19 protein-coding genes are annotated in these 18,695 nt (G+C 33.2%); 5 read left to right on the top strand and 14 right to left on the bottom strand.

What is annotated here, in order from left to right; all coding sequences use genetic code 11:
* Nucleotides 1-26 precede the first annotated feature (26 nt).
* The 8 genes from SMGD1_RS13990 to SMGD1_RS14025 form a co-directional block, all read right to left on the bottom strand.
* Nucleotides 27-1,433 carry a COG3400 family protein gene (locus tag SMGD1_RS13990; protein ID WP_008337195.1) on the bottom strand — a complete coding sequence of 469 codons (1,407 nt, stop codon included), beginning with the start codon at nt 1,431-1,433 and terminating at the stop codon, nt 27-29.
* An 81-nt stretch (nt 1,434-1,514) separates the two neighbouring features.
* Nucleotides 1,515-3,296 carry a DNA helicase RecQ gene (recQ, locus tag SMGD1_RS13995; RefSeq protein ID WP_008337105.1) on the bottom strand — a complete coding sequence of 594 codons (1,782 nt, stop codon included), beginning with the start codon at nt 3,294-3,296 and terminating at the stop codon, nt 1,515-1,517.
* A complete protein-coding gene (locus SMGD1_RS14000; RefSeq protein WP_008337103.1) occupies nt 3,289-3,480 on the bottom strand; it encodes a hypothetical protein in 192 nt (63 codons plus the stop codon). The genes recQ and SMGD1_RS14000 overlap by 8 nt, the downstream gene beginning before the upstream one ends.
* 148 nt (nt 3,481-3,628) lie before the next feature.
* Nucleotides 3,629-4,198, bottom strand: a complete 570-nt coding sequence (locus SMGD1_RS14005) for a toxin-antitoxin system YwqK family antitoxin (RefSeq protein ID WP_008337593.1) — start codon at nt 4,196-4,198, stop codon at nt 3,629-3,631.
* 28 nt (nt 4,199-4,226) lie between these two features.
* On the bottom strand, nt 4,227-5,981 hold the full coding sequence (locus SMGD1_RS15080) for an efflux RND transporter permease subunit (RefSeq protein WP_008337261.1): 1,755 nt from the start codon (nt 5,979-5,981) through the stop codon (nt 4,227-4,229).
* A gap of 2 nt (nt 5,982-5,983) precedes the next feature.
* Nucleotides 5,984-7,561 carry an efflux RND transporter permease subunit gene (locus tag SMGD1_RS15085; protein ID WP_008337262.1) on the bottom strand — a complete coding sequence of 526 codons (1,578 nt, stop codon included), beginning with the start codon at nt 7,559-7,561 and terminating at the stop codon, nt 5,984-5,986.
* Nucleotides 7,562-7,566: 5 nt separating this feature from the next.
* On the bottom strand, nt 7,567-8,379 hold the full coding sequence (locus SMGD1_RS14020; RefSeq protein ID WP_008337402.1) for an efflux RND transporter periplasmic adaptor subunit: 813 nt from the start codon (nt 8,377-8,379) through the stop codon (nt 7,567-7,569).
* A 20-nt stretch (nt 8,380-8,399) separates the two neighbouring features.
* Nucleotides 8,400-8,807 carry a hypothetical protein gene (locus tag SMGD1_RS14025; RefSeq protein ID WP_008337572.1) on the bottom strand — a complete coding sequence of 136 codons (408 nt, stop codon included), beginning with the start codon at nt 8,805-8,807 and terminating at the stop codon, nt 8,400-8,402.
* Nucleotides 8,808-9,195: 388 nt separating this feature from the next.
* On the opposite strand from SMGD1_RS14025, the gene SMGD1_RS14030 reads away from it, so the two are divergent.
* From SMGD1_RS14030 to SMGD1_RS14790, 5 genes are all read left to right on the top strand, one after another.
* Nucleotides 9,196-10,344: a hypothetical protein gene (locus tag SMGD1_RS14030; protein WP_008337406.1), complete on the top strand. Its 1,149-nt coding sequence runs from the start codon at nt 9,196-9,198 to the stop codon at nt 10,342-10,344.
* 114 nt (nt 10,345-10,458) lie between these two features.
* On the top strand, nt 10,459-11,508 hold the full coding sequence (locus tag SMGD1_RS14035; protein WP_008337230.1) for a hypothetical protein: 1,050 nt from the start codon (nt 10,459-10,461) through the stop codon (nt 11,506-11,508).
* A gap of 54 nt (nt 11,509-11,562) precedes the next feature.
* A complete protein-coding gene (locus SMGD1_RS14040) occupies nt 11,563-12,858 on the top strand; it encodes a MotA/TolQ/ExbB proton channel family protein (protein WP_241761500.1) in 1,296 nt (431 codons plus the stop codon).
* Between the two features lie 6 nt (nt 12,859-12,864).
* Entirely contained in the window at nt 12,865-14,046 is a 1,182-nt protein-coding gene (locus tag SMGD1_RS14045; protein WP_008337390.1) for an OmpA family protein, read from the top strand.
* A 1-nt stretch (nt 14,047) separates the two neighbouring features.
* Nucleotides 14,048-14,212, top strand: a complete 165-nt coding sequence (locus tag SMGD1_RS14790; protein ID WP_008341600.1) for a hypothetical protein — start codon at nt 14,048-14,050, stop codon at nt 14,210-14,212.
* Here the strand turns inward: SMGD1_RS14790 and SMGD1_RS14050 are convergent.
* From SMGD1_RS14050 to SMGD1_RS14075, 6 genes are read right to left on the bottom strand one after another with little or no spacing between them, the layout of a single operon-like run.
* Entirely contained in the window at nt 14,206-14,550 is a 345-nt protein-coding gene (locus SMGD1_RS14050; RefSeq protein ID WP_139064138.1) for a hypothetical protein, read from the bottom strand. The two genes, SMGD1_RS14790 and SMGD1_RS14050, sit on opposite strands and share 7 nt — an antisense overlap.
* Nucleotides 14,551-14,558: 8 nt before the next feature.
* Nucleotides 14,559-15,257 carry a hypothetical protein gene (locus SMGD1_RS14055; RefSeq protein WP_008337194.1) on the bottom strand — a complete coding sequence of 233 codons (699 nt, stop codon included), beginning with the start codon at nt 15,255-15,257 and terminating at the stop codon, nt 14,559-14,561.
* A 5-nt stretch (nt 15,258-15,262) separates the two neighbouring features.
* The gene (trmA, locus tag SMGD1_RS14060) at nt 15,263-16,369 is read right to left on the bottom strand and encodes a tRNA (uridine(54)-C5)-methyltransferase TrmA (protein WP_008337164.1); all 1,107 of its coding nucleotides are present in this window, start codon (nt 16,367-16,369) and stop codon (nt 15,263-15,265) included.
* Between the two features lie 13 nt (nt 16,370-16,382).
* A complete protein-coding gene (gene fliP, locus SMGD1_RS14065; RefSeq protein ID WP_008337333.1) occupies nt 16,383-17,117 on the bottom strand; it encodes a flagellar type III secretion system pore protein FliP in 735 nt (244 codons plus the stop codon).
* A complete protein-coding gene (locus tag SMGD1_RS14070; RefSeq protein WP_008341605.1) occupies nt 17,117-17,893 on the bottom strand; it encodes an OmpA/MotB family protein in 777 nt (258 codons plus the stop codon). Before SMGD1_RS14070 ends, fliP begins: the two co-directional genes overlap by 1 nt.
* A complete protein-coding gene (locus SMGD1_RS14075) occupies nt 17,893-18,657 on the bottom strand; it encodes a motility protein A (protein ID WP_008337255.1) in 765 nt (254 codons plus the stop codon). The genes SMGD1_RS14070 and SMGD1_RS14075 overlap by 1 nt, the downstream gene beginning before the upstream one ends.
* Nucleotides 18,658-18,695 lie beyond the last annotated feature (38 nt).

Genomic DNA, 18,695 nt, shown 5'->3' on the forward strand with positions numbered 1-18,695 from the left:
GAGTAAAAAAAAGCTAAATCATGCTTCTACAGCTGAACAGGTATAAAAATTTGATGATAATTATCTAGTTTATAATAAAGTTTTTCACTATCTGTTGATAAAAACGAGTAAATTCGTCTTTTTGTCAACTTTTGCGTAAATGGCAATATGTGAACAAAATTGTCCTTTTGCCTAAGCGTTCTAATCGGATTTTGGTTCTCTTTAATAACCTTAATACTTTTAGAAAAAATTGTTGCTAGATTATAATAATGCTCTATTACTTGTTCTTTTTCTTCTTGATGCTCGTTCATATAGTTATATATTTCTAAATTAAATCCCATCTGCTCAGAAATATCAAATATAGTAGCAGATATTTTTTCCAAGTCACGGTTATCACTTAGTATAATAGCGGCATCTTTAACACTGGAAAATGACCTATCTGAGAGCTTTAGTACCGGAACATGTGACTCATAAAGAGTTTTCCTTATGCGATAGTTTGCGAACATTTCAGCAGATACTATTACAAGCCCTATATGGTAAGCTTTTATATCATTGTAAAATGTATTTCTCAAATCACGAGACTCATATTCTATGTCAACTACTACATTGTTATCTCTAAACTCTTTGATGTATTGAAGAGTAGCTATATTACTTGGATTTACCACTTTAATTACGAGGTCATGCTTGAACTTTTTATGAGCAAACACTGCTCTTCTAATAAGCTCTTTTATAGTTGATAAGTTAACGATATTCATATCTACATATAGAAAGATATTTGATCCAAACGGTTCAGGAAATTGTCCAAGTTCTCTTTTAATTGCACGATAAACTGATTTAAGAACTGCTGGCTCACCAACCAATACAAGAAGATCATTTGGCTGTATCATTCTTCTTCTTGATGGCATTAGAAGTTTTCTGTTTCTGTATAGTGCAACAATGCGCCAATTTTTCTGCTCTATTACACCAATATGTCTATAAACGAACGAACTTCCAAATGGAACTAAAACTTCCATTATCTCACCCTCGCCTATTCCAACATTTTGTGCAATTACAGGAACATTTGGAAGATAGTCTAAAAGTCTAGATGCTAAAAGCTCATTTGCATTAACCATAACAACATCTGTATCTTCATTTTTCATATCCCATTGATTTAAAACTATTACACGAAGATGCTTTTTAACAAGTTTAATGTTTTTAATAGTATTTTCAACATCAAGCTGACTATCCATTGCAATAATAACTTGAACAAATTCCATTTTAAGAAGGTTTGAGAGTTTATAAAAGCTTGTTGGATCAAACTCATAAAACTTAAAACGTGCTGGATTCACGTCTTCATACTCTCTAGATTTCAACTCAACTACATAGTAAATATTTTCACTGGTGTAAGTTTTTAAAACTCTTTGTATGAAATGTTCTCCGGCAGTACCGTCACTAATTATTAAAATTTTTTTCAAATTATACTCTGCTAGCTTAAAATTTTTATTATTATATCATTTTTAGAGTGGTCTTAACTTAGAGCAAACATATGCTTACAATTATCCATTAATCTCTTTACAAAGAGCTAAAAAATCTTCTCCATATCTCTCATATTTAACTTCTCCAACTCCATTTACATCCAACATCTCATCTTTTGTTTGTGGAAGTTTTTGTGCAAATTCTAAAAGTGTTTTATCTGAGAAAACTATATACGCAGGTATCTCATTTTTTGAAGCAATCTCAGATCTCAATGCCCTAAATTTATCAAAAACTCCATCCTCTACAGGAGTTAGTTTCTCTTTCTTAGAAGTTCTGCCTTTAACATCCATTTTATGCTTATCTATTTCTACAGTTGCTTTTTTTTGTAAGATTCCTGCTCCAAATTTTTTAAGTTTAATAGCTCTAAATTCACCTACCTCTATAGCATCTAACTCAAACAATCTATCAGCAATAGCATTCCATACTTCTTTAGAAACATCTTTACCTATCCCATAAACAGAAAGCTTATCGTGATTAAACTGCAGAATCTTTTGTCCAGTAGAACCTCTTAAAACATCTATCATATGAATCATTCCAAATTTTTGTTCGCATCTGTAGATGCAAGAGAGAAGTTTTTGTGATTCGAGTGTAATATCTATTTTCTCAACTTCTCCTCGCCTACAGTTATCACATATATCTCCACAACTGCCTATATCATCTTCAAAGTACTTTGCAATCAACTTATGTCTGCACTCACTTGAGTTTGAGTAGCTGTACATCTTGCGCAGTTTGTTATAGAGTAACTCTTTGTACTCTGAATTCTCTATAACATCTATAAACGATCTCATCTTGACATCATCACTCTTCGTATACAGAAGTAATGTTTGTGCTTCTAAACCGTCTCTTCCTGCACGACCAATCTCTTGATAGTAGTTTTCCATAGTCTTTGGCATACTCATATGAACAACAAAACGAATATTACTTTTGTCTATACCCATACCAAATGCTATGGTTGCAACTATAATATCAACCTCTTCATAAATAAAATCTCTGTATACTTTATTTCTAACTTCACTTGAAAAGCCTGCATGATATGCTGCTACCTTAAAGCCTTTTGTTTTTAAAAAACCTGCAACTGCTTCAACATCTTTTTTACTAAAGGCATAAATTATTCCACAGTTCCCACTATGTTTTGATAAAAAGTTTATAAGTTGAGTGCGTCCATTGCCTACTCTTTGCTCTGAAGATATTGTAAGATTGTCTCTAAGAGTTTTGCCTCGAAGCTGTAAAGGATTATTGAGGTTTAGAGTCCTAACTATGTCATCTTGAACTTTATGAGTTGCAGTTGCGGTGAATGCCGCTATGTTAACATTAGGAAAGATTTGTTTTAATTTAGAGAGATTTCTATAATCGGCTCTAAACTCATGTCCCCATTCACTTACACAATGAGCCTCATCAATTACAAAAAAGTTTATTTTTACTCTTTGAAGAAGTTCAATAAAACCATTTGCACTTAGTCTCTCCGGCGCGATGTAAAGTAGTTTTATATCACCTTGAAGTAGTCTAGAAGTTATCTCTTGCACATCATTAAAATCTTGTGAAGAGTTAATCATCTCTGCTTTAATATCATTATTTTTAAGTGCATTCACTTGATCTTGCATCAGAGCTATTAGTGGGGAAACAACAACAGTTACACCATCCATCATAAGAGACGGCAATTGGTAACAAAGAGATTTGCCACCACCTGTTGGAAGTATGGTGATTAAATCTCTTGAGTTTAAAATAGCATCTACAGCTTCTTCTTGTGATTGGCGAAAACTATCATGTCCGAATGTAGTTTTTAGTAGGTTACCTTTAATCATCAAGCAGTGAACTGAGAAACGATTTTTTTTCTTTTACTTTTTCGTGCACACTGGTTCTTTCATCAACAAAATTAGGATCGCCGTTTTCAAAAATTGTCTGGGCGACTCTTTTTATATGTTTTTTAGGTTTTATCTCAATATAACCATTATCTACTCTGCCAACGGCACCATGAGGGATACACATAATAAACCTCCTACTATAGAGTACTAAGCCTACAAAGCCCCTCTCAAACTAGAGAAACGCTTTATACTAGACCCTTTTCACCTACCTATAGAAATGATACTATGATTATGCTTATCATTACATGAGCTTATTGGATTACTTTATAAATCTAAAACCCTAATTTAGCAAAATCTTGTTCATTCATTTTTCTGTCTTTGCCATTACTTTCGTAAATACGTCCTTTTTTAGCACGTCCATCTTCCATTGTAACATTATATTTCAAATTGCCATCTGCATAGTACTCTTTTTGAGTACCATAAAACTTTCCACTGTCATCAAAGTTTAATTTTGCTTTCATGTTTCCATTTGGATAGTAAACTTTCTTGGATCCAATAATTTTGTCCATTCTGTATTCTGTTGTAGATTTTAATTGAGAATTATCATAATACTCTTTTTGAGTACCATCTATTTGACCCATTCTCATAGGTATCTGAGCTTTTAAAACACCATTTTCATAGTAACCATATGTAGTGCCGTTAACTTTACCATTTTTAAAGTTTGTCTTTGTTTTCAGGCGACCATTATCATAATAAGCTTTAGCAATTCCATTTAACTTACCATTTTCATAGTTTCTCTCAAACTTAACTTTTCCATTTGGATATAGAGTTTTTTTAACCTCTGCACTTAAAGATACTGTTGCTAAGATTGCTACTAGAGCAAGACTGATTTGTTTTTTCATTTTATTCCTTTTTTTTGATTTAAATTAACTATAATCCAATTTTCTCAGGATCTATATGTCCTTCTATTCCACCTTCACACTCATGTGGCTTATGGTCTCTACCCTCTGGACAAATAGCCACTGTATCATCTATTAATACAGGTACTAAAAACAGAGATACTGCTGTTGAAGCGATTGAACCAAAGATAAGAGCAATACCCAAACCACCAAAAATAGGGTCAGTTGAGAGTAGTAAACTACCAAGAATAATAGCTACCGCTGTCATTAAGATAGGTTTCGCACGTGTTGATGTAGATATAGCGATAGCTCTTCTCTTTTCAACACCCTTCTCTATCAATGCTTTTGAAAAGTCAATCAGCAGCAGAGAACTTCTAGCACTAATTCCCATCAATGATATAAATCCTATCAAAGATGTAGCCGTTAAAAAGAAGTTTATATCTGCAAAAAGCAGAGATATCATATCTGTAATGAAATGGCCTACTATAACACCGATAATTGAGAGAAAGCTTGCAAGTAATATAATTCCGCTTAAGGCAAAAGATTTATAGTACATTACCATCAGTAAAAACATCAATACTAAGGCTGCTATAAATGCACCGCCTAGATCACGAAATGTGTCTAGTGATACCTTCATCTCTCCATCCCAACGAAGCAACATCTTATTACCAGTTTTTTTCTCTACAAGATTCAGATCAAACATGTAAGTAGACATACCATCTACCTTGGTGACATTGAAATCATTTGATAACTTTTCTATCAGCTTATCTCTAGCTTCCATAAGTGGATATACCTGTGAGACCAAATCACACTCAGCAGTAATACTTACAAAGTTTTGCAGATTTTTTCTAAATATGGTTGGACTCGATGGAATCTCTTTAACATTTACAACTTCTTTAATCGGTATCATCATACCCATAGGGTTTAGAAGTTTCAACCTTGAAAGCTTAAAATAAATTCCATCCCTAGAGTTTGGATGTATTAAACGACTAGCATCATCAAGGCGAACAAAAATAGGAATTTGGTCTTGTTGAATCTTTGAATTTTTAACAGCTACTATCATTCCTTCAAAAGCTATATAAAGAATATTATTTACCTGCTCAACACTTAAACCACTTCTAATAACTTTTTCTTTGTCCGGAACAATCTCATAGTATGGATAAATATCATCTTGCATTATATCAATATCAACCAGTCCCTCTGTCTCAGCAAAGACTTTAGCAATACGTTCAGCAGTTTCACGCATTAAAGCACTCTCTTTGCCAAAGAGATTAACAACAACTGTTGCAAAAGTAGGTGGACCTGATGGCATCTCTATAAACTTTATAGTGGTAGAATCTACTAAAGGCTCACAACGCTTTTTTATAAGGGGACGAATGCGATGAACCATTTTATAAGAAGCCTCATCACGAGAGTGTTTATCACTCAGATTTACAACTATTTCAGCTTGATTTTTCATTCGCTTAAGCGCACTGCCCTTAACCAAACCAGCATAATCCAGTGGAGCACCTTGAGCTAAATATACTTCAGCATTATGAACTGCACTTTCCTGCTTCAGATAACTAAGAACACAACTTGTAACCTTGCTAGTCTCTTCTATAGAACTATTAGTCGCTGTGTCTACATAGATGCTAAAAGTATTAGCACTCTTTCCAGGGAGCATCTTAGCAAGTACTATTTTTGTAGGTATCATCATCACAGATAGAAGAAAAGCTAAAACAATATAAAGAATAACTTTTCTTTTTTTCTTTTTAGAATTTAAAATTCCATAAATCAGCTCTTCCATAATTAATGCGTTCCTTTCGCACGTTTAATCATTTTCTTAGCCAGAAATGGGGTAAACACATAGGCAACAAATAGTGAAACAGCTAGAGCTACAGGAACATTGAGGGGTATAGGTTTCATAAACTGACCCATCATTCCACCAACAAATGCCATCGGTACCATTGTTAAAATAATTGCAATAGTTGCAATATTTGTAGATGGTCCAATCTCATCTGTAGCTTCGACTATGATTCTGTCAAAACTATGGTCTGCTGTCTCTTTTAAGTGCATTCTTCTATGAATATTTTCTATAACTATAATCGCATCATCAACAATCAAACCAAGACTTAGTAAAAATGCAAATAGCGTGATTCTATTGATAGTCTGGTCTGTCATATATGCAATAAATAGTGTAGTCGCAAGAATCATTGGAACAGCAATTGATACAACTGCCGACTCTCTCCATCCAAGAAATGGGATAAGAATCAATCCTATAATCCCGATAGTTATTATAAGGTGATGCATCAACTCACTTACAGCTTCATTTGCACGCTCACCATAATTTCTTGTAACTATATAACCTATTCCAGCTTCTTCAAAATAATCACCCTTATCTTCAAGAAGTTTTAAAACATCACCTGCCACATGAACGGCATTAGTACCTTTTAATTTTGATACAGTTAGTGTAACTTGCTGAATTGGATCATCAAATGTAGTATTATTATCTCTTGTGACTATTTGAGAGTTTTGAAAGTGTTGAATATCATATCCATATTCAATCTGAGCAACGTGCTTTAAATAGATAGGAGAACCCATATATTGTGCAATGATTAGATTTTTAAGATCTTCAATATCTTCAATAGAATTTTTAACACCAAAAACAATAATTGATTCATTACTGGTTGGTGCATTTATATTTGGAGCATTATTAGCTATCGCTTTAACAGAAGCTGCAATCTGACCTAAAGACAGATGAAAAGAAGACAACCTGTCTAAATCAACTTTAATATTAAACTGTGGTTGATGGATACCTTTTAAAGTACTCTTAGAAACATTATCAATTGCATTTATTTCTTGTTGGACTTCTCTTACTAAATGGTACTGCTTTAGTGTGCTTGGCTTACGAGAGTTTTTTTGATAAAAAGCAACTGTAACAACTGGAATATCAATATCTATATCAAATGGCTTAACTAATGGTAAATTTACACCTTGTGGAAGCGTATCCATGTTTTGCATAACTTTATCATATAGCTTTAGATTAGAATCTTCACGATTTTCACCTATAAGATACTGCACATTTATCATTCCCACATTATTCATAGCTGTGCCATAAATGTGCTCAACACCCTTTATCTCACGGATTCTTCTCTCAAGTGGTTTTATTACAACATTCGTAATTGCTTCTGGAGATGCGCCGGGTATCATAACAATAATAGAACCACCACTAACTTCTATTTGTGGATCTTCTTCTCTAGGAGCAATATTAAGCGTGATATATCCAAGCAGTATGATTGAAACTGCGAATATCATTGTCAAGGGGTTATTTAGAAATGCTTGAGCTAAATATCCAGCTATATTTTTACTTTTGTAACTATCCGACATATTGGCTAGTCCCTTGTATAGTATTTTTCATCTATGTCGATTAAAATTTTTGCGTACATACCTGGAAATATTTTATCACTCTTCTTTTCAAAATTAATAATGATTTTAAATGTATGTGCCATAGGATTTGCACTGGGAACTATCGATTTTACATAACCTGTGTCTCTATAGCTGATTGAAGGAATATCAATCTTTACTTTTTGAAATTTATTCACGTATTTTAAATCTGACTCAGCAACTTCGCCTTCTATCTGCAAGTGATCTAAGTCTACTATAATCATTCCAAGCATTCCAGGAGCTACTAAATCGCCTACACGAATTCTTTTCTCAACTATAATCCCGCTATTTGGTGCTTTAATTTCTAAATAACCTGTAACGGTTGCCACTTGTTTAATTTTTGATGCAGCATTTTTTACCAGTACTTGAGCAGATGCAAGTCCAGCTTGAACATTATCCGCAGTTATATCAAGGTTTTGCATATCTTGTGAGTTAAACATACCCTGCTTTTTAAGTAGCTTCTTTTCTCTGTTGATAGTATTAATGCGAGTTTGATACATATTTACAATAGAGTTTGCTTGTTCTAGTGCCAAATCAGCCTGAGACTTTAAAATATCAAATTCTGCAGATTCCATCTCAAAAAGAGTATCCTCTCTCTCAACTCTATCCCCAATATCAAAATAGATGTGCTTAATATATCCCATATACCTTGCACCAACCATTTTTTGGTTGTAAGAAACCACTGTACCTGTTACTGGCAACTCAAAGGCTGACAACTCTGCTAAAAGTAGAAATAAAATGGTTAAACTAATTTTTTTCAATATTTAAATCCCAACCTATCTTACCACTCTCTAATTTCATGATGGCATTTCATGCACTGCTTCATTATTTTTGTATAGGCTTGAACAGATGCTTGAACATCTCCCTTAGCAAATCTTTCTATTATTGTTTTTGCTTTTATATCTATGTTCTTAACTATCTTATTACTAAATACAACTTTATTATTCATATATCTAGCCATAGGGTCTTTTTCTTCAATTTCTTCAAGAGGAGGCTGAACTCTTCTAATTGCGTCTGAAAGTGCTAATGCACCATTTTGAACTATATCATTATTGTTATAAAAAAAACCAGTCTCTATAGTCGACATTGCTTCTGCCATTGTTTGCATATCTTTTATGCGATCTTGTTTTGTATATACTCCAGCAAAAAGCGCAGTCCCTAATAATAGTGCTATAGATATTTTTTTCATTTACCAACCTTTTATTTAAATTTCTTTATCCTACCTAGAGTATAACTAAAATATTTATTTATGTAACATTTTTTATAAATATTTAAAATTTTAATTTTGTCACAAGTTTGTCACAAAAAAACCTTATACAACATCACATTTCAGGACATTAAAAGGACATCATAATATTTTTGCATAAAAAACATCACAACTCTTTATAAGCTAGTATTATAGGGCTACATAAGGGTTTTTAATATAAAAAAAATCAAAAATATAAAAAATAATTATATGTGAATTTAAGTTACACTTTAGCTTTTAAGGGTTATAGTTGTGATGTAACACACTATTTATCACACAAATGTGATATCAATAAACATATTGAGATAGATAGTAAAAATAAGGAGTGTACATGAAGAAAACAATTGTAATGAGTAGTATCGTTTTAGGTTTATTAACAACATCGGCTTCGGCAGGGGATTTTAGTTTTGGGGACATGTTCAAGGACATGAAAGAAGCTACAACAACGATGAGTCATGATGCTCGTGACACAGCTGATTCAATGAAAGATGGAGGGGTTGAAATTAGTAAGAGTGGGGAAAGAACTGCTACTAGTCTAGGTCACGATGCTCGTGACACAGCTGTTAAAGTTTCTGATGATCTTAAAACAAGTGAAATAGCAACTGTAAAAAGTGGTGAAGTTTCTACTACAAGCGTAAGCCGCGATGTACGTGACAGCACAATTGAGCTTGCTGAAGATTCAAAAGACAGTATCTCTAATACAAGTCGTGATTTTAAAGACAGCACTACTATGGCTACAAAAGATTTTAAAGATTCTACAGTAGCAGTTTCTCATGATGCAAATGATGCAACTAAAACTACATCAAACAACATGAATGACTCAACTAAGACTATCTCTAACGACCTTAGAAGTTCAACAGAAACTACTTCAAACAATTTGAATGATTCTGCTAAAACTACTTCAAATAACTTGAATGATTCTACTAAGACTACTTCAAACAATTTGAATGATTCTACTAAGACTACTTCGAATAACTTAAATGACTCAACGAAGACTACTTCAAACAACTTCAATGATTCTACTAAGACTTTATCTAATGATCTTAGAAGTTCAACAGAGACTACTTCAAATAATTTGAATGACTCTACTAAGACTACTTCAAACAACCTAAATGATTCAACGAAGACTACTTCAAATAACTTCAATGATTCAACGAAAACTATCTCTAACAATGCAAATGATTCAACGAAGACTACTTCAAACAACTTCAATGATTCAACTAAAACTGTATCTAACGATGCAAGAAAATCATCTGTAAGTGCTACTGACAATGCAAATGATTCTACTAAAACTGTATCTAATGATGCAAGAAGATCATCTGTAAGTGCTACTGAGAATGCAAATGATTCTACTAAAACTGTATCTAACGATGCAAGAAAATCATCTGTAAGTGCTACTGACAATGCAAGTGATGCAACACACTCTTTAAGTGATAAAGAGTATGCAGATTACAAAAAATTTAAAGATTCTAAAAAATAGATTCTTTTACGACAAGAGAGAATTAGTTCTCTCTTGTTTTTATAGATAGATATATTTATCTGTGAAGCAAAATTTTGTTTTTATTTCACAAATAAATTTATACCAAGGACCACAATGAAAATAAACTCCACTAAAATAATCCTCGCATCTACGCTTATATGTCTTAACTTATCAAACCTAAACGCAAATCAAAACGAAACTATTACTGTAAAAGTACCTGAAGTCCCAAAAGTACTGGCAAAAGTTCCTAGTGTAAACGTTGTTACAGTAGGTGGAACTGCATATAGTAATAATCCTGAACTAGAAGAGCGTCCTAAAAAAAGAAGTGCCATAGGTTCTAGCCATAGAATTCCACCAAACTATAATAAACAAGAGAGCAGTCAAGTTTTTAAAGATGTTAAAGTTGGAGAAGTCAATAACTCTAGAGTTTCTGCTTATCTACAGAGTACCTTAATTCCAAAAGATGAGTTAATAAAAAAACTACAAGATGCTGGGTTTAAAGTACTCTCTGAATATAAAATAGATAAAAAAGGTGAACTTACATCTATCGTTTTTACAAATGAAGAAATAACAAAAATAGCTTCAAAAGACATGCGCGGTTTTGCCGGTTCACTTAGAGTTTTAATTGATAAGTCAAACTCTCAAATCAGTATCTCGAATCCACTATATGTTATGAAAGCATTCATGCAAGATGAATATAACGAAAAAGTTGCCAAAGAGACTTTAGATAACATACATTCTGTATTTAAGGATTTAAAAAATTCAAAAGACATAGTTAAATTTTCCAGATTAGAAAGATACCAATTTATGAAAAACATGCCTTACTATCAAGATATGACTAAGATTGCTGTTGGAGAGAATAAACTCTTACTAGAAAAAGCTAAGAAATCTAAAAAAATCGTATATGAACATCACCTAGACAATGGTTCTGTAATAATTGGTGTGGAACTATCAAGCAGAACAAGTAAATTTGTTAAAAAAACAGGTTACCAAAACAGTGGACTACTACCATACCCTGTTTTAATTGAAAACAACACAGCAAAGATACTTGCACCTAAGTATTACATAGCAGTAATGTATCCTATGCTTTCAATGTCGGAATTTATGACAATTGCAACAATTCCAGGAGCAATAGAAAAAGATTGCGATAGAGTCTTCCGCTAAGAGTGCTATAATACCATCAATAAAAAATTATATACTACAACTAGGAAGAACTATATGACACCGCAAGAACAGTTTACAAGTTTATCTATCGTCTTAGGAAAAGGCCGAGGCTGTTCTCTACGTTTACTATGGCTACTCTCAATTCCAATCTTTCTCTTTTTATTTGCAATTGCAGGTTACTTAAAACTGATCAATTTTCACGTAGAAATACATAGTGTTTTAATGATAGGTGCTATATTTATTATATATATTTTTTTTATGAAACATAATGCGTATTATGCAGCTTGTAAACTTAGAAGAAATTTTGATGAAGTAAAAGCTAATCTGCTAAAATACATAAACAAAAATCTACTCTCTATTGCCGGCATAGAAAAAGCAAATGCTCCTCTTGATGATTTTTTAAATGAAGAAGCTAAAAAAATGAGAAATGAAAACTTCTCTTCTATTGCAGCTGGTATATTCCCTACTCTAGGTATATTAGGAACATTTATAAGTATCGCTATATCGATGCCAGACTTCTCTTCACAGACTTCTCAGGTTCTTGAAGAGGAGATCTCAAAACTTCTTGGCGGTGTTGGTACTGCATTTTACGTTTCTATTTATGGTATCTTTTTATCAATATGGTGGATATTTTTTGAAAAGAGCGGACTGAGTCGTTTTCAAAAAGACTCAAACATTATAAAAGAAGCAACTCATGATTATTTTTGGCAAAAAGAAGAGATTGAACAGACATACTTTAGAAAAAGCATGGAAAACTTCGAGAAGCTAAACAGCGTATTTGATACCTTTGCATCTGGAGCCTTTGTTGAAAATTTAAATAAAGCATTGGCTCAAAGAATGAATATATTTGAACAGATAATAGAACACGAGCAAAAAGCTACAGGTAAAGTTTCAAAACTTTTAGAAGACGGCGCTCTTAGATTGGAGACTATTGCGAACCAGCAAAAAGAGATAGCTTTAGTGTTTCAAACTACTATTGATAAGTTTGAAAACTTTGCAGCAAGCGTAAACAATCAACACAACTCTTTAGACAAAGCTCATAATGCTCTCTCATCAGAGTTTTCCAGAGCAGTAATGATAGCCGAAGTCCTAAGCGAGAACAGTGTTAAACTTAATGAAGCTCTTTCAAATATTAATGTACAAAATGTTCAGAATTTATACAGTGGTGTAATTAACAACATAGAATCAATGAAAAAAGAAATAGACCAAATTGGATCCTCTTTTGATGATAGAATAAATCAGTTTGACGATAAATTTTTAAATAAACTTAAAAATACACTTAAATTGATTGATTCTGAGACTGCAACTATAGTTTCACAAATTTCTCAGCTTAAATCAGATGGCAACTAGTCTTCAATGCTAAAACAAGATAAAAACGAGAGTCAAAACTTCTGGATATCTTACGCCGACTTAATGGCAGGACTACTATTTGTTTTTATACTTGTAGTAGGCGCCATAGTAGTTAAAACTTTACTTATGCAGAGTGACTTACAGACAATCCGCCTAAATCTGGAAAAAGAAAAGAGTGCTTTAGAATTGAGTGAATCTCAGCTCTTTGAGAAAAAGAAAAAACTTCGTGAATTAGTTAGTAAACTTCAAGCATCTAGAGAAGAGAACATGAGACTTAGCATGCAGATAAGCATGTTAAAGAGTGAGACAGATGAGTTAAAGAATGAAGTCTCCATACTTAATCTAGATATAAAGACAAAAGCTTCTAAGCTGACACTTAGTGAAAAAGAAATGCAACTTCTAAAAGAGTTGCTTCTTGAAAATGAAGAAGATGCAAATATGTTAAGATATAAAATAGACATTCTGCACAAAGAAGTAGAAGGAACAAAGACAGAGATAACACAGCTTCAATCCTTTGTTCAAAGTGCAAATGCAAGACATGAACTAGATAGTAGTTTTATAAAAATCAGAGATGAAGAGATAGCTCAACTGGAAAAAGCTCTTTTACTAAAATCAAGAGACTACCAAAGAGTTATAGAAGATTTAAATATTACAAAGATAAAGATCAAAAATTTAACAGGTATTAAAATCTCAGTTGTTCAAAGACTTAAGAAAAAGCTTGGCAACTCTATTGAAATAGATCCACAGACAGGAGCATTGCGTTTCTCATCTAACATTCTTTTTACTCAGGGTGAAGCAGAGCTCAAACCAAGCGCTAAAAAGGAACTTAGTCGTATCTTAGGTAAATATATAGATGTACTGCTTAATGATCCCAAAATGCGTCGCTATGTTGATTTAATCACTATAGAAGGTCATACAAATTCAGACGGCTCATATCTTTTCAACTTAGACCTATCTCAACGAAGAGCATTAGCTGTAATGGAATTTTTGTATACACAGTATCCAAATAATAGAGAGCTATTTAAAAAATATCTAAGTGCAAGTGGTCGTTCGTTTGCTGAGCCTATTTTAGATGCAAATAAAAAAGAAGATAAAGATGCTTCTAGAAGAATAGAGATCAAATTTCGTATTAAAAGCGAAGATGCTGTAAAAGAGCTGATGAACTATTTAAACAAGAAAGAGAACTAAAGTGAAAGACGATGAAATATTAATTCGCCCAGAAAAGCTTCAAGCTCTTAAAAAACATTTACAGCTAAGACTTGGGAGAAGAAAAAAAGCAAGAGAGCTACTTCTGCCACAAGAGAAAAGCAACTTCGTAGATAAAATGAAAAACGTTTTCAATACATATCAGTAACGCAGAGCTTCTTTTGATGGATTTTTAATAAATTCTATTACAGACGGGTCTTGCTTAAGAGCTGTTATTTGAACTTCTTTATTCGGCTTTTGGATAAATCTGATTAGTTTTGCATCTTTACTTACTGCTGCTAATTGAACTTCTTGATTAGGCTTATTAATATATCTAATTAATTCTGGGCTATTTTGTACAGAGTAAAGCTTATCTTCTTGTTTGCACTCATTTATGTTGTCTTTAGTACAAATCACTTTTTTTGCTTGCGGAGATGTTACAGAACAAGCAGTAAAAACAGTTATAACAAGAAAAGCAGATGTAACTATATTTATAAACATTTTCATATTTATCCTTATTTTTTACTAACTTGAGAGTGTTTAACCCACATCTCTTGTTGAGCCTTTTTCCATTTTTTATCTGTAAAATATCCTGTGATTTTTACCCAGTTTTTTGTTTTTCTATTTGATGTAAAAGAAGTGTTCATTGTCCATGAGTCTATCTTCTTTCCATTTGGTGAATCATATATTTGACTATCATCATTCAAGCGAAATGTATTTGCTTTTGTAATTTCAATTTCTTCTATTATTGGTGCATTTTCTTTTGGCATTAACTTTGGAAAAGGATTGTCATCTATATCTTTAACGCATATTTCAGCAGGTTTTGTCTTTTTAGGAGCTGTTTTTTTATTACTATTAAGCTTTTTTTTCAAAGCTAATATTTCATTCTCTTTGGTTTTTAAGAGTTTTTCATATTTTTTTATCATTTTTTCATTATTTGCTGATGACTCTGTAAGATAATCCACTTCAGCTATTAAAATAATATTTTTTTGTCTTTGAGTTTTTAATTCTTTTTGATATTCACTTCTTTCGAGAACATTATTTTCAGGTTTAGCTACTTCTGCTTTTAAAGTCTCTTTAGCGTTTAAATTATTTTTACACTCTTCATACTGTGCACGAAGCTTAGTAATGTCTTGAACAATTGACTCTATTCTTTTCATCTCATCTGCTTGTAAAAATGAAACTAACAATAGTGTAATTAAAAAAGCTTTCATATCATCTACCTCTTAATTAGTTTAACACCCATCTCAACATGGTGGGTATATGGGAATTGATCAAACAGAGCCATATCAACCACATCATGAGTTTCACTCAAAATCTTTAAATCTCTAACTAGAGTTTCTGGATTACATGAAATATATAAAATATTATCATGTCTAGATGCAAACCTGCATGATGCATCATCCATTCCACTTCTAGGAGGATCAACAAAAATAGTATTTATATTATAGGCATCTATATCTATCTCATTCATACGACGAAATTCTTTCTCACCATCAAGTGCCTGAACAAATTCTTCAACACTCATACGCACAAATTCTATATTCTCTACATCATTTAAAAGCATATTCTCTTTTGCAGCATTAATAGATGGTTTAGAGATTTCAGTGGCCAAGACCTTGTTGAATTTTTTTGCAAATGGTATAGTAAAATTACCGGCACCACAGTAGAGTTCTAACAAATCTCCGCCACAATCAGACAAACTTTTCAAAGCCCAAGATATCATCTGCTCGTTTACTTTAGAGTTTGGCTGAGTAAAACTGTTTTCTATGTATTTAAATCTATATATTTTTTCATCAATATTTAGACTCTCTGTAATGTAGTCCTGTCCGATAACAAGCTTTTGTTTACGACTTCTACCTATGATGTAGATTCCAAGCTCTTTAGCTATCTCTGTCGCTTTGTCTTGCCACTCTTGGTCTAGTTTTCTATGGTAGATAAGTGAAACAACCATTTCTCCTCTGCTAGAACTTAAAAAGTCTGCACCAAATAGTTTAAAACATATCCCTTTATCTTTAATACTAACTAATAGCTTTGGCATTAAAGTATGGATAAACGCATTAACTTGAGGACAATCGTCAACTAAGACCACACCTTTGTGCTCCAAGTGGTTCATTCCATAGTGAATCTCATCTTCAATATGCCAGATTTTAAACTCGCTTCTTGAACGATAATGAGAGTCAGGTGATTTAAAAACTGAAATATTTTTAGTATAAAAAGGGGTAAACCTATCTCTATTTAGCTCTAATTTGTCACTAAGTTGTCCCTCATAGCCATTTTCATAAACTCTACAAGCGCCACATTCTCCGAAATATTTACAGTTCATTCTATTATCTATCCTACTTTATTGTTGCTATGAGGTTACCGATGAGTAAGCTCCATCCATCAATAAGCACAAAAACAAGTATCTTAAAGGGCAGAGAAATCATTACAGGAGGGAGCATCATCATACCCATAGACATTAGGATAGATGCTACAACCATATCAATAACCAAAAATGGTAAAAAGAGTAAAAAACCTATCTCAAAGGCGGTTTTTAACTCACTGATTACAAAAGATGGGATTATCACAGATAGAGGAACATCAGAAACTGTTGCCGGATTTTCCATTCCTCTTATTCTAAAAAATAGTGCTAAATCTTTCTCTCTTGTATTTCTAATCATAAAATTTTTAAAAGGCAGAGTGCTTTTTTCAAATGCCTCTTCATAACCTATCTTCTCTTCTATATATGGCTTTATACCATTATCATAGGCTTTTTGACCGATTGGTTCCATCACAAAAAATGTTAAGATCATTGCTAACATTACAAGAAGCTGTGTTGGCGGTACTTGCTGAGTTCCAAGAGCTTGTCTTAAAAAACCAAATACTATGACAAATCTGGTAAATGTTGTCATAACAAGCACCATACTTGGAGCTAAAAATAGAAGTGTTAAAACAACTAAAACATTTAGTGAAGATACTAGTTGTTGCGGAGTATCCGGAGCTGAAAGAGCAAAGTTCATAGTAGGAATAGTTACGGCTTCTGCTCCTAAAATGGAAACAAAAGCCAATATTACAATTAGAAGTCTTAACATTATTTAGCAGTTGCCTTATCTAAGACAGAACGTTTAATCTTCGCCTCTTGGTCTGATTTACTTCCATAGAAATGCAACTCGACTCTACGGTTTTTCTCTCGTCCTGCTTCTGTAACATTTGTGGCCAAAGGTTTATACTCAGCAAACCCTGAAGCACTGATTCTTTTTGGGTCAACACTATCAAGCAGTAGCTCTTGAAGTACAGAAATTGCTCTAGCAGAAGATAATTCCCAGTTATCTTTAAAGACACTGTTATTACCAGGACCTTGGTTATCTGTATGACCCTGAACACTTACTTGCATACTATTTGGTAACTCTTCTACAATAAGGGCAACCCTTTTAAGAAAAAGAAGTGCATCCTCATTTTCAATAGTTGCACTTCCTGACTTAAACAGAAGTGAGGCTGGAAGCTCGATTACAAATCCCTCTTGTGCTTCTTCTACAGAGATAGCCGGACCATGACCTTTTTCCATCATCTCATTTGCATCTATTACAGCCTGAGCAACTCTATTTACAGCTTCACTTGATTCATCATTAGAGTCAATTGGAGTTGATTGTTGCATACGCTGCTTAGAGACTTCTGTTTTTGTTCCACCTTCTAAAACACTCATCGCACCAGAGAGTGAACCGATAGCTTCAGATATTTTTTTAGCATCCATACTCGACATCGAGAGGAGTAAAACGAAGAAACACAAAAGAAGAGACATCAAGTCCCCAAAGGCAGCTAGCCAACCAGGCAGACATCTTTCACACTCTGGACATTTTTTCTTACCCATTAGTCAAACTGACTCACACGATCTTTAGGAGCTAAATAAGCAAGCAATTTAGCTTCAAGTACCCTTGGAGCATCTCCTGATTGTATAGACATAATCCCAGATAAAATCATCTCTTTTACTAAAGTTTCTTCATCGTTTCTGATACCAAGAATTATAGCTATTGGTGTACCAAAAACATTACCGATAATCGCACCATACATCGTGGTTAGTAAGGCAACTGCCATTGATGGACCAATTGCTGATGGATCAGCCATGTTTAAAAGCATCGCAACAAGACCGATTAGTGTACCAACCATACCCATAGCACCTGCAAGGGCCGCCCAGTTACTAAAGATAGAACCGTTTATCTTATGGCGCTCACTTGTCTGCTCCATATCTATCTCTAAAAGTTCACGAATTGTATCAGGTTCACTTCCATCAATCGCCATGGAAAGACCCTTTTTTAAAAACTCATTTGGTTCAGAATTAACTTCACTCTCTAGAGCCAAGATACCATCTTTTCTAGCCTTTGTAGCGAAATCTACAAGCTTCTTAATAAGCTCAACTTCATCTTCTATAGTTGGCTTTATAGCTACCATAAAAATTTTAGTAAAAGATTTCATTTGTGTTGGTTTATATGACACCATCAAGGCACCAATACTACCACCAACAACAATTAAAACAGATGGAATATCGATGTATGCACCGACACCAACACCCATTGACATAGCACCAAGAAGAAGAGCTAAAATCAGAACTATACCAACAACCGTACCTAAATCCATTCAAATACCTTAAAGACTAAATATTGAGCTTATAATAC

This window comes from Sulfurimonas gotlandica GD1, assembly GCF_000242915.1.
Lineage (GTDB): Bacteria > Campylobacterota > Campylobacteria > Campylobacterales > Sulfurimonadaceae > Sulfurimonas > Sulfurimonas gotlandica.

Bases quoted from the DNA above. Each gene is read 5' to 3' on its own strand.
- recQ (WP_008337105.1), bottom strand. From the start codon at position 3,296: ATGATTAAAGGTAACCTACTAAAAACTACATTCGGACATGATAGTTTT.
- SMGD1_RS14000 (WP_008337103.1), bottom strand. From the start codon at position 3,480: ATGTGTATCCCTCATGGTGCCGTTGGCAGAGTAGATAATGGTTATATT.
- SMGD1_RS14005 (WP_008337593.1), bottom strand. From the start codon at position 4,198: ATGAAAAAACAAATCAGTCTTGCTCTAGTAGCAATCTTAGCAACAGTA.
- SMGD1_RS15080 (WP_008337261.1), bottom strand. From the start codon at position 5,981: ATGGAAGAGCTGATTTATGGAATTTTAAATTCTAAAAAGAAAAAAAGA.
- SMGD1_RS15085 (WP_008337262.1), bottom strand. From the start codon at position 7,561: ATGTCGGATAGTTACAAAAGTAAAAATATAGCTGGATATTTAGCTCAA.
- SMGD1_RS14025 (WP_008337572.1), bottom strand. From the start codon at position 8,807: ATGAAAAAAATATCTATAGCACTATTATTAGGGACTGCGCTTTTTGCT.
- SMGD1_RS14030 (WP_008337406.1), top strand. From the start codon at position 9,196: ATGAAGAAAACAATTGTAATGAGTAGTATCGTTTTAGGTTTATTAACA.
- SMGD1_RS14035 (WP_008337230.1), top strand. From the start codon at position 10,459: ATGAAAATAAACTCCACTAAAATAATCCTCGCATCTACGCTTATATGT.
- SMGD1_RS14040 (WP_241761500.1), top strand. From the start codon at position 11,563: ATGACACCGCAAGAACAGTTTACAAGTTTATCTATCGTCTTAGGAAAA.
- SMGD1_RS14045 (WP_008337390.1), top strand. From the start codon at position 12,865: ATGCTAAAACAAGATAAAAACGAGAGTCAAAACTTCTGGATATCTTAC.
- SMGD1_RS14050 (WP_139064138.1), bottom strand. From the start codon at position 14,550: ATGAAAATGTTTATAAATATAGTTACATCTGCTTTTCTTGTTATAACT.
- SMGD1_RS14055 (WP_008337194.1), bottom strand. From the start codon at position 15,257: ATGAAAGCTTTTTTAATTACACTATTGTTAGTTTCATTTTTACAAGCA.
- trmA (WP_008337164.1), bottom strand. From the start codon at position 16,369: ATGAACTGTAAATATTTCGGAGAATGTGGCGCTTGTAGAGTTTATGAA.
- fliP (WP_008337333.1), bottom strand. From the start codon at position 17,117: ATGTTAAGACTTCTAATTGTAATATTGGCTTTTGTTTCCATTTTAGGA.
- SMGD1_RS14070 (WP_008341605.1), bottom strand. From the start codon at position 17,893: ATGGGTAAGAAAAAATGTCCAGAGTGTGAAAGATGTCTGCCTGGTTGG.
- SMGD1_RS14075 (WP_008337255.1), bottom strand. From the start codon at position 18,657: ATGGATTTAGGTACGGTTGTTGGTATAGTTCTGATTTTAGCTCTTCTT.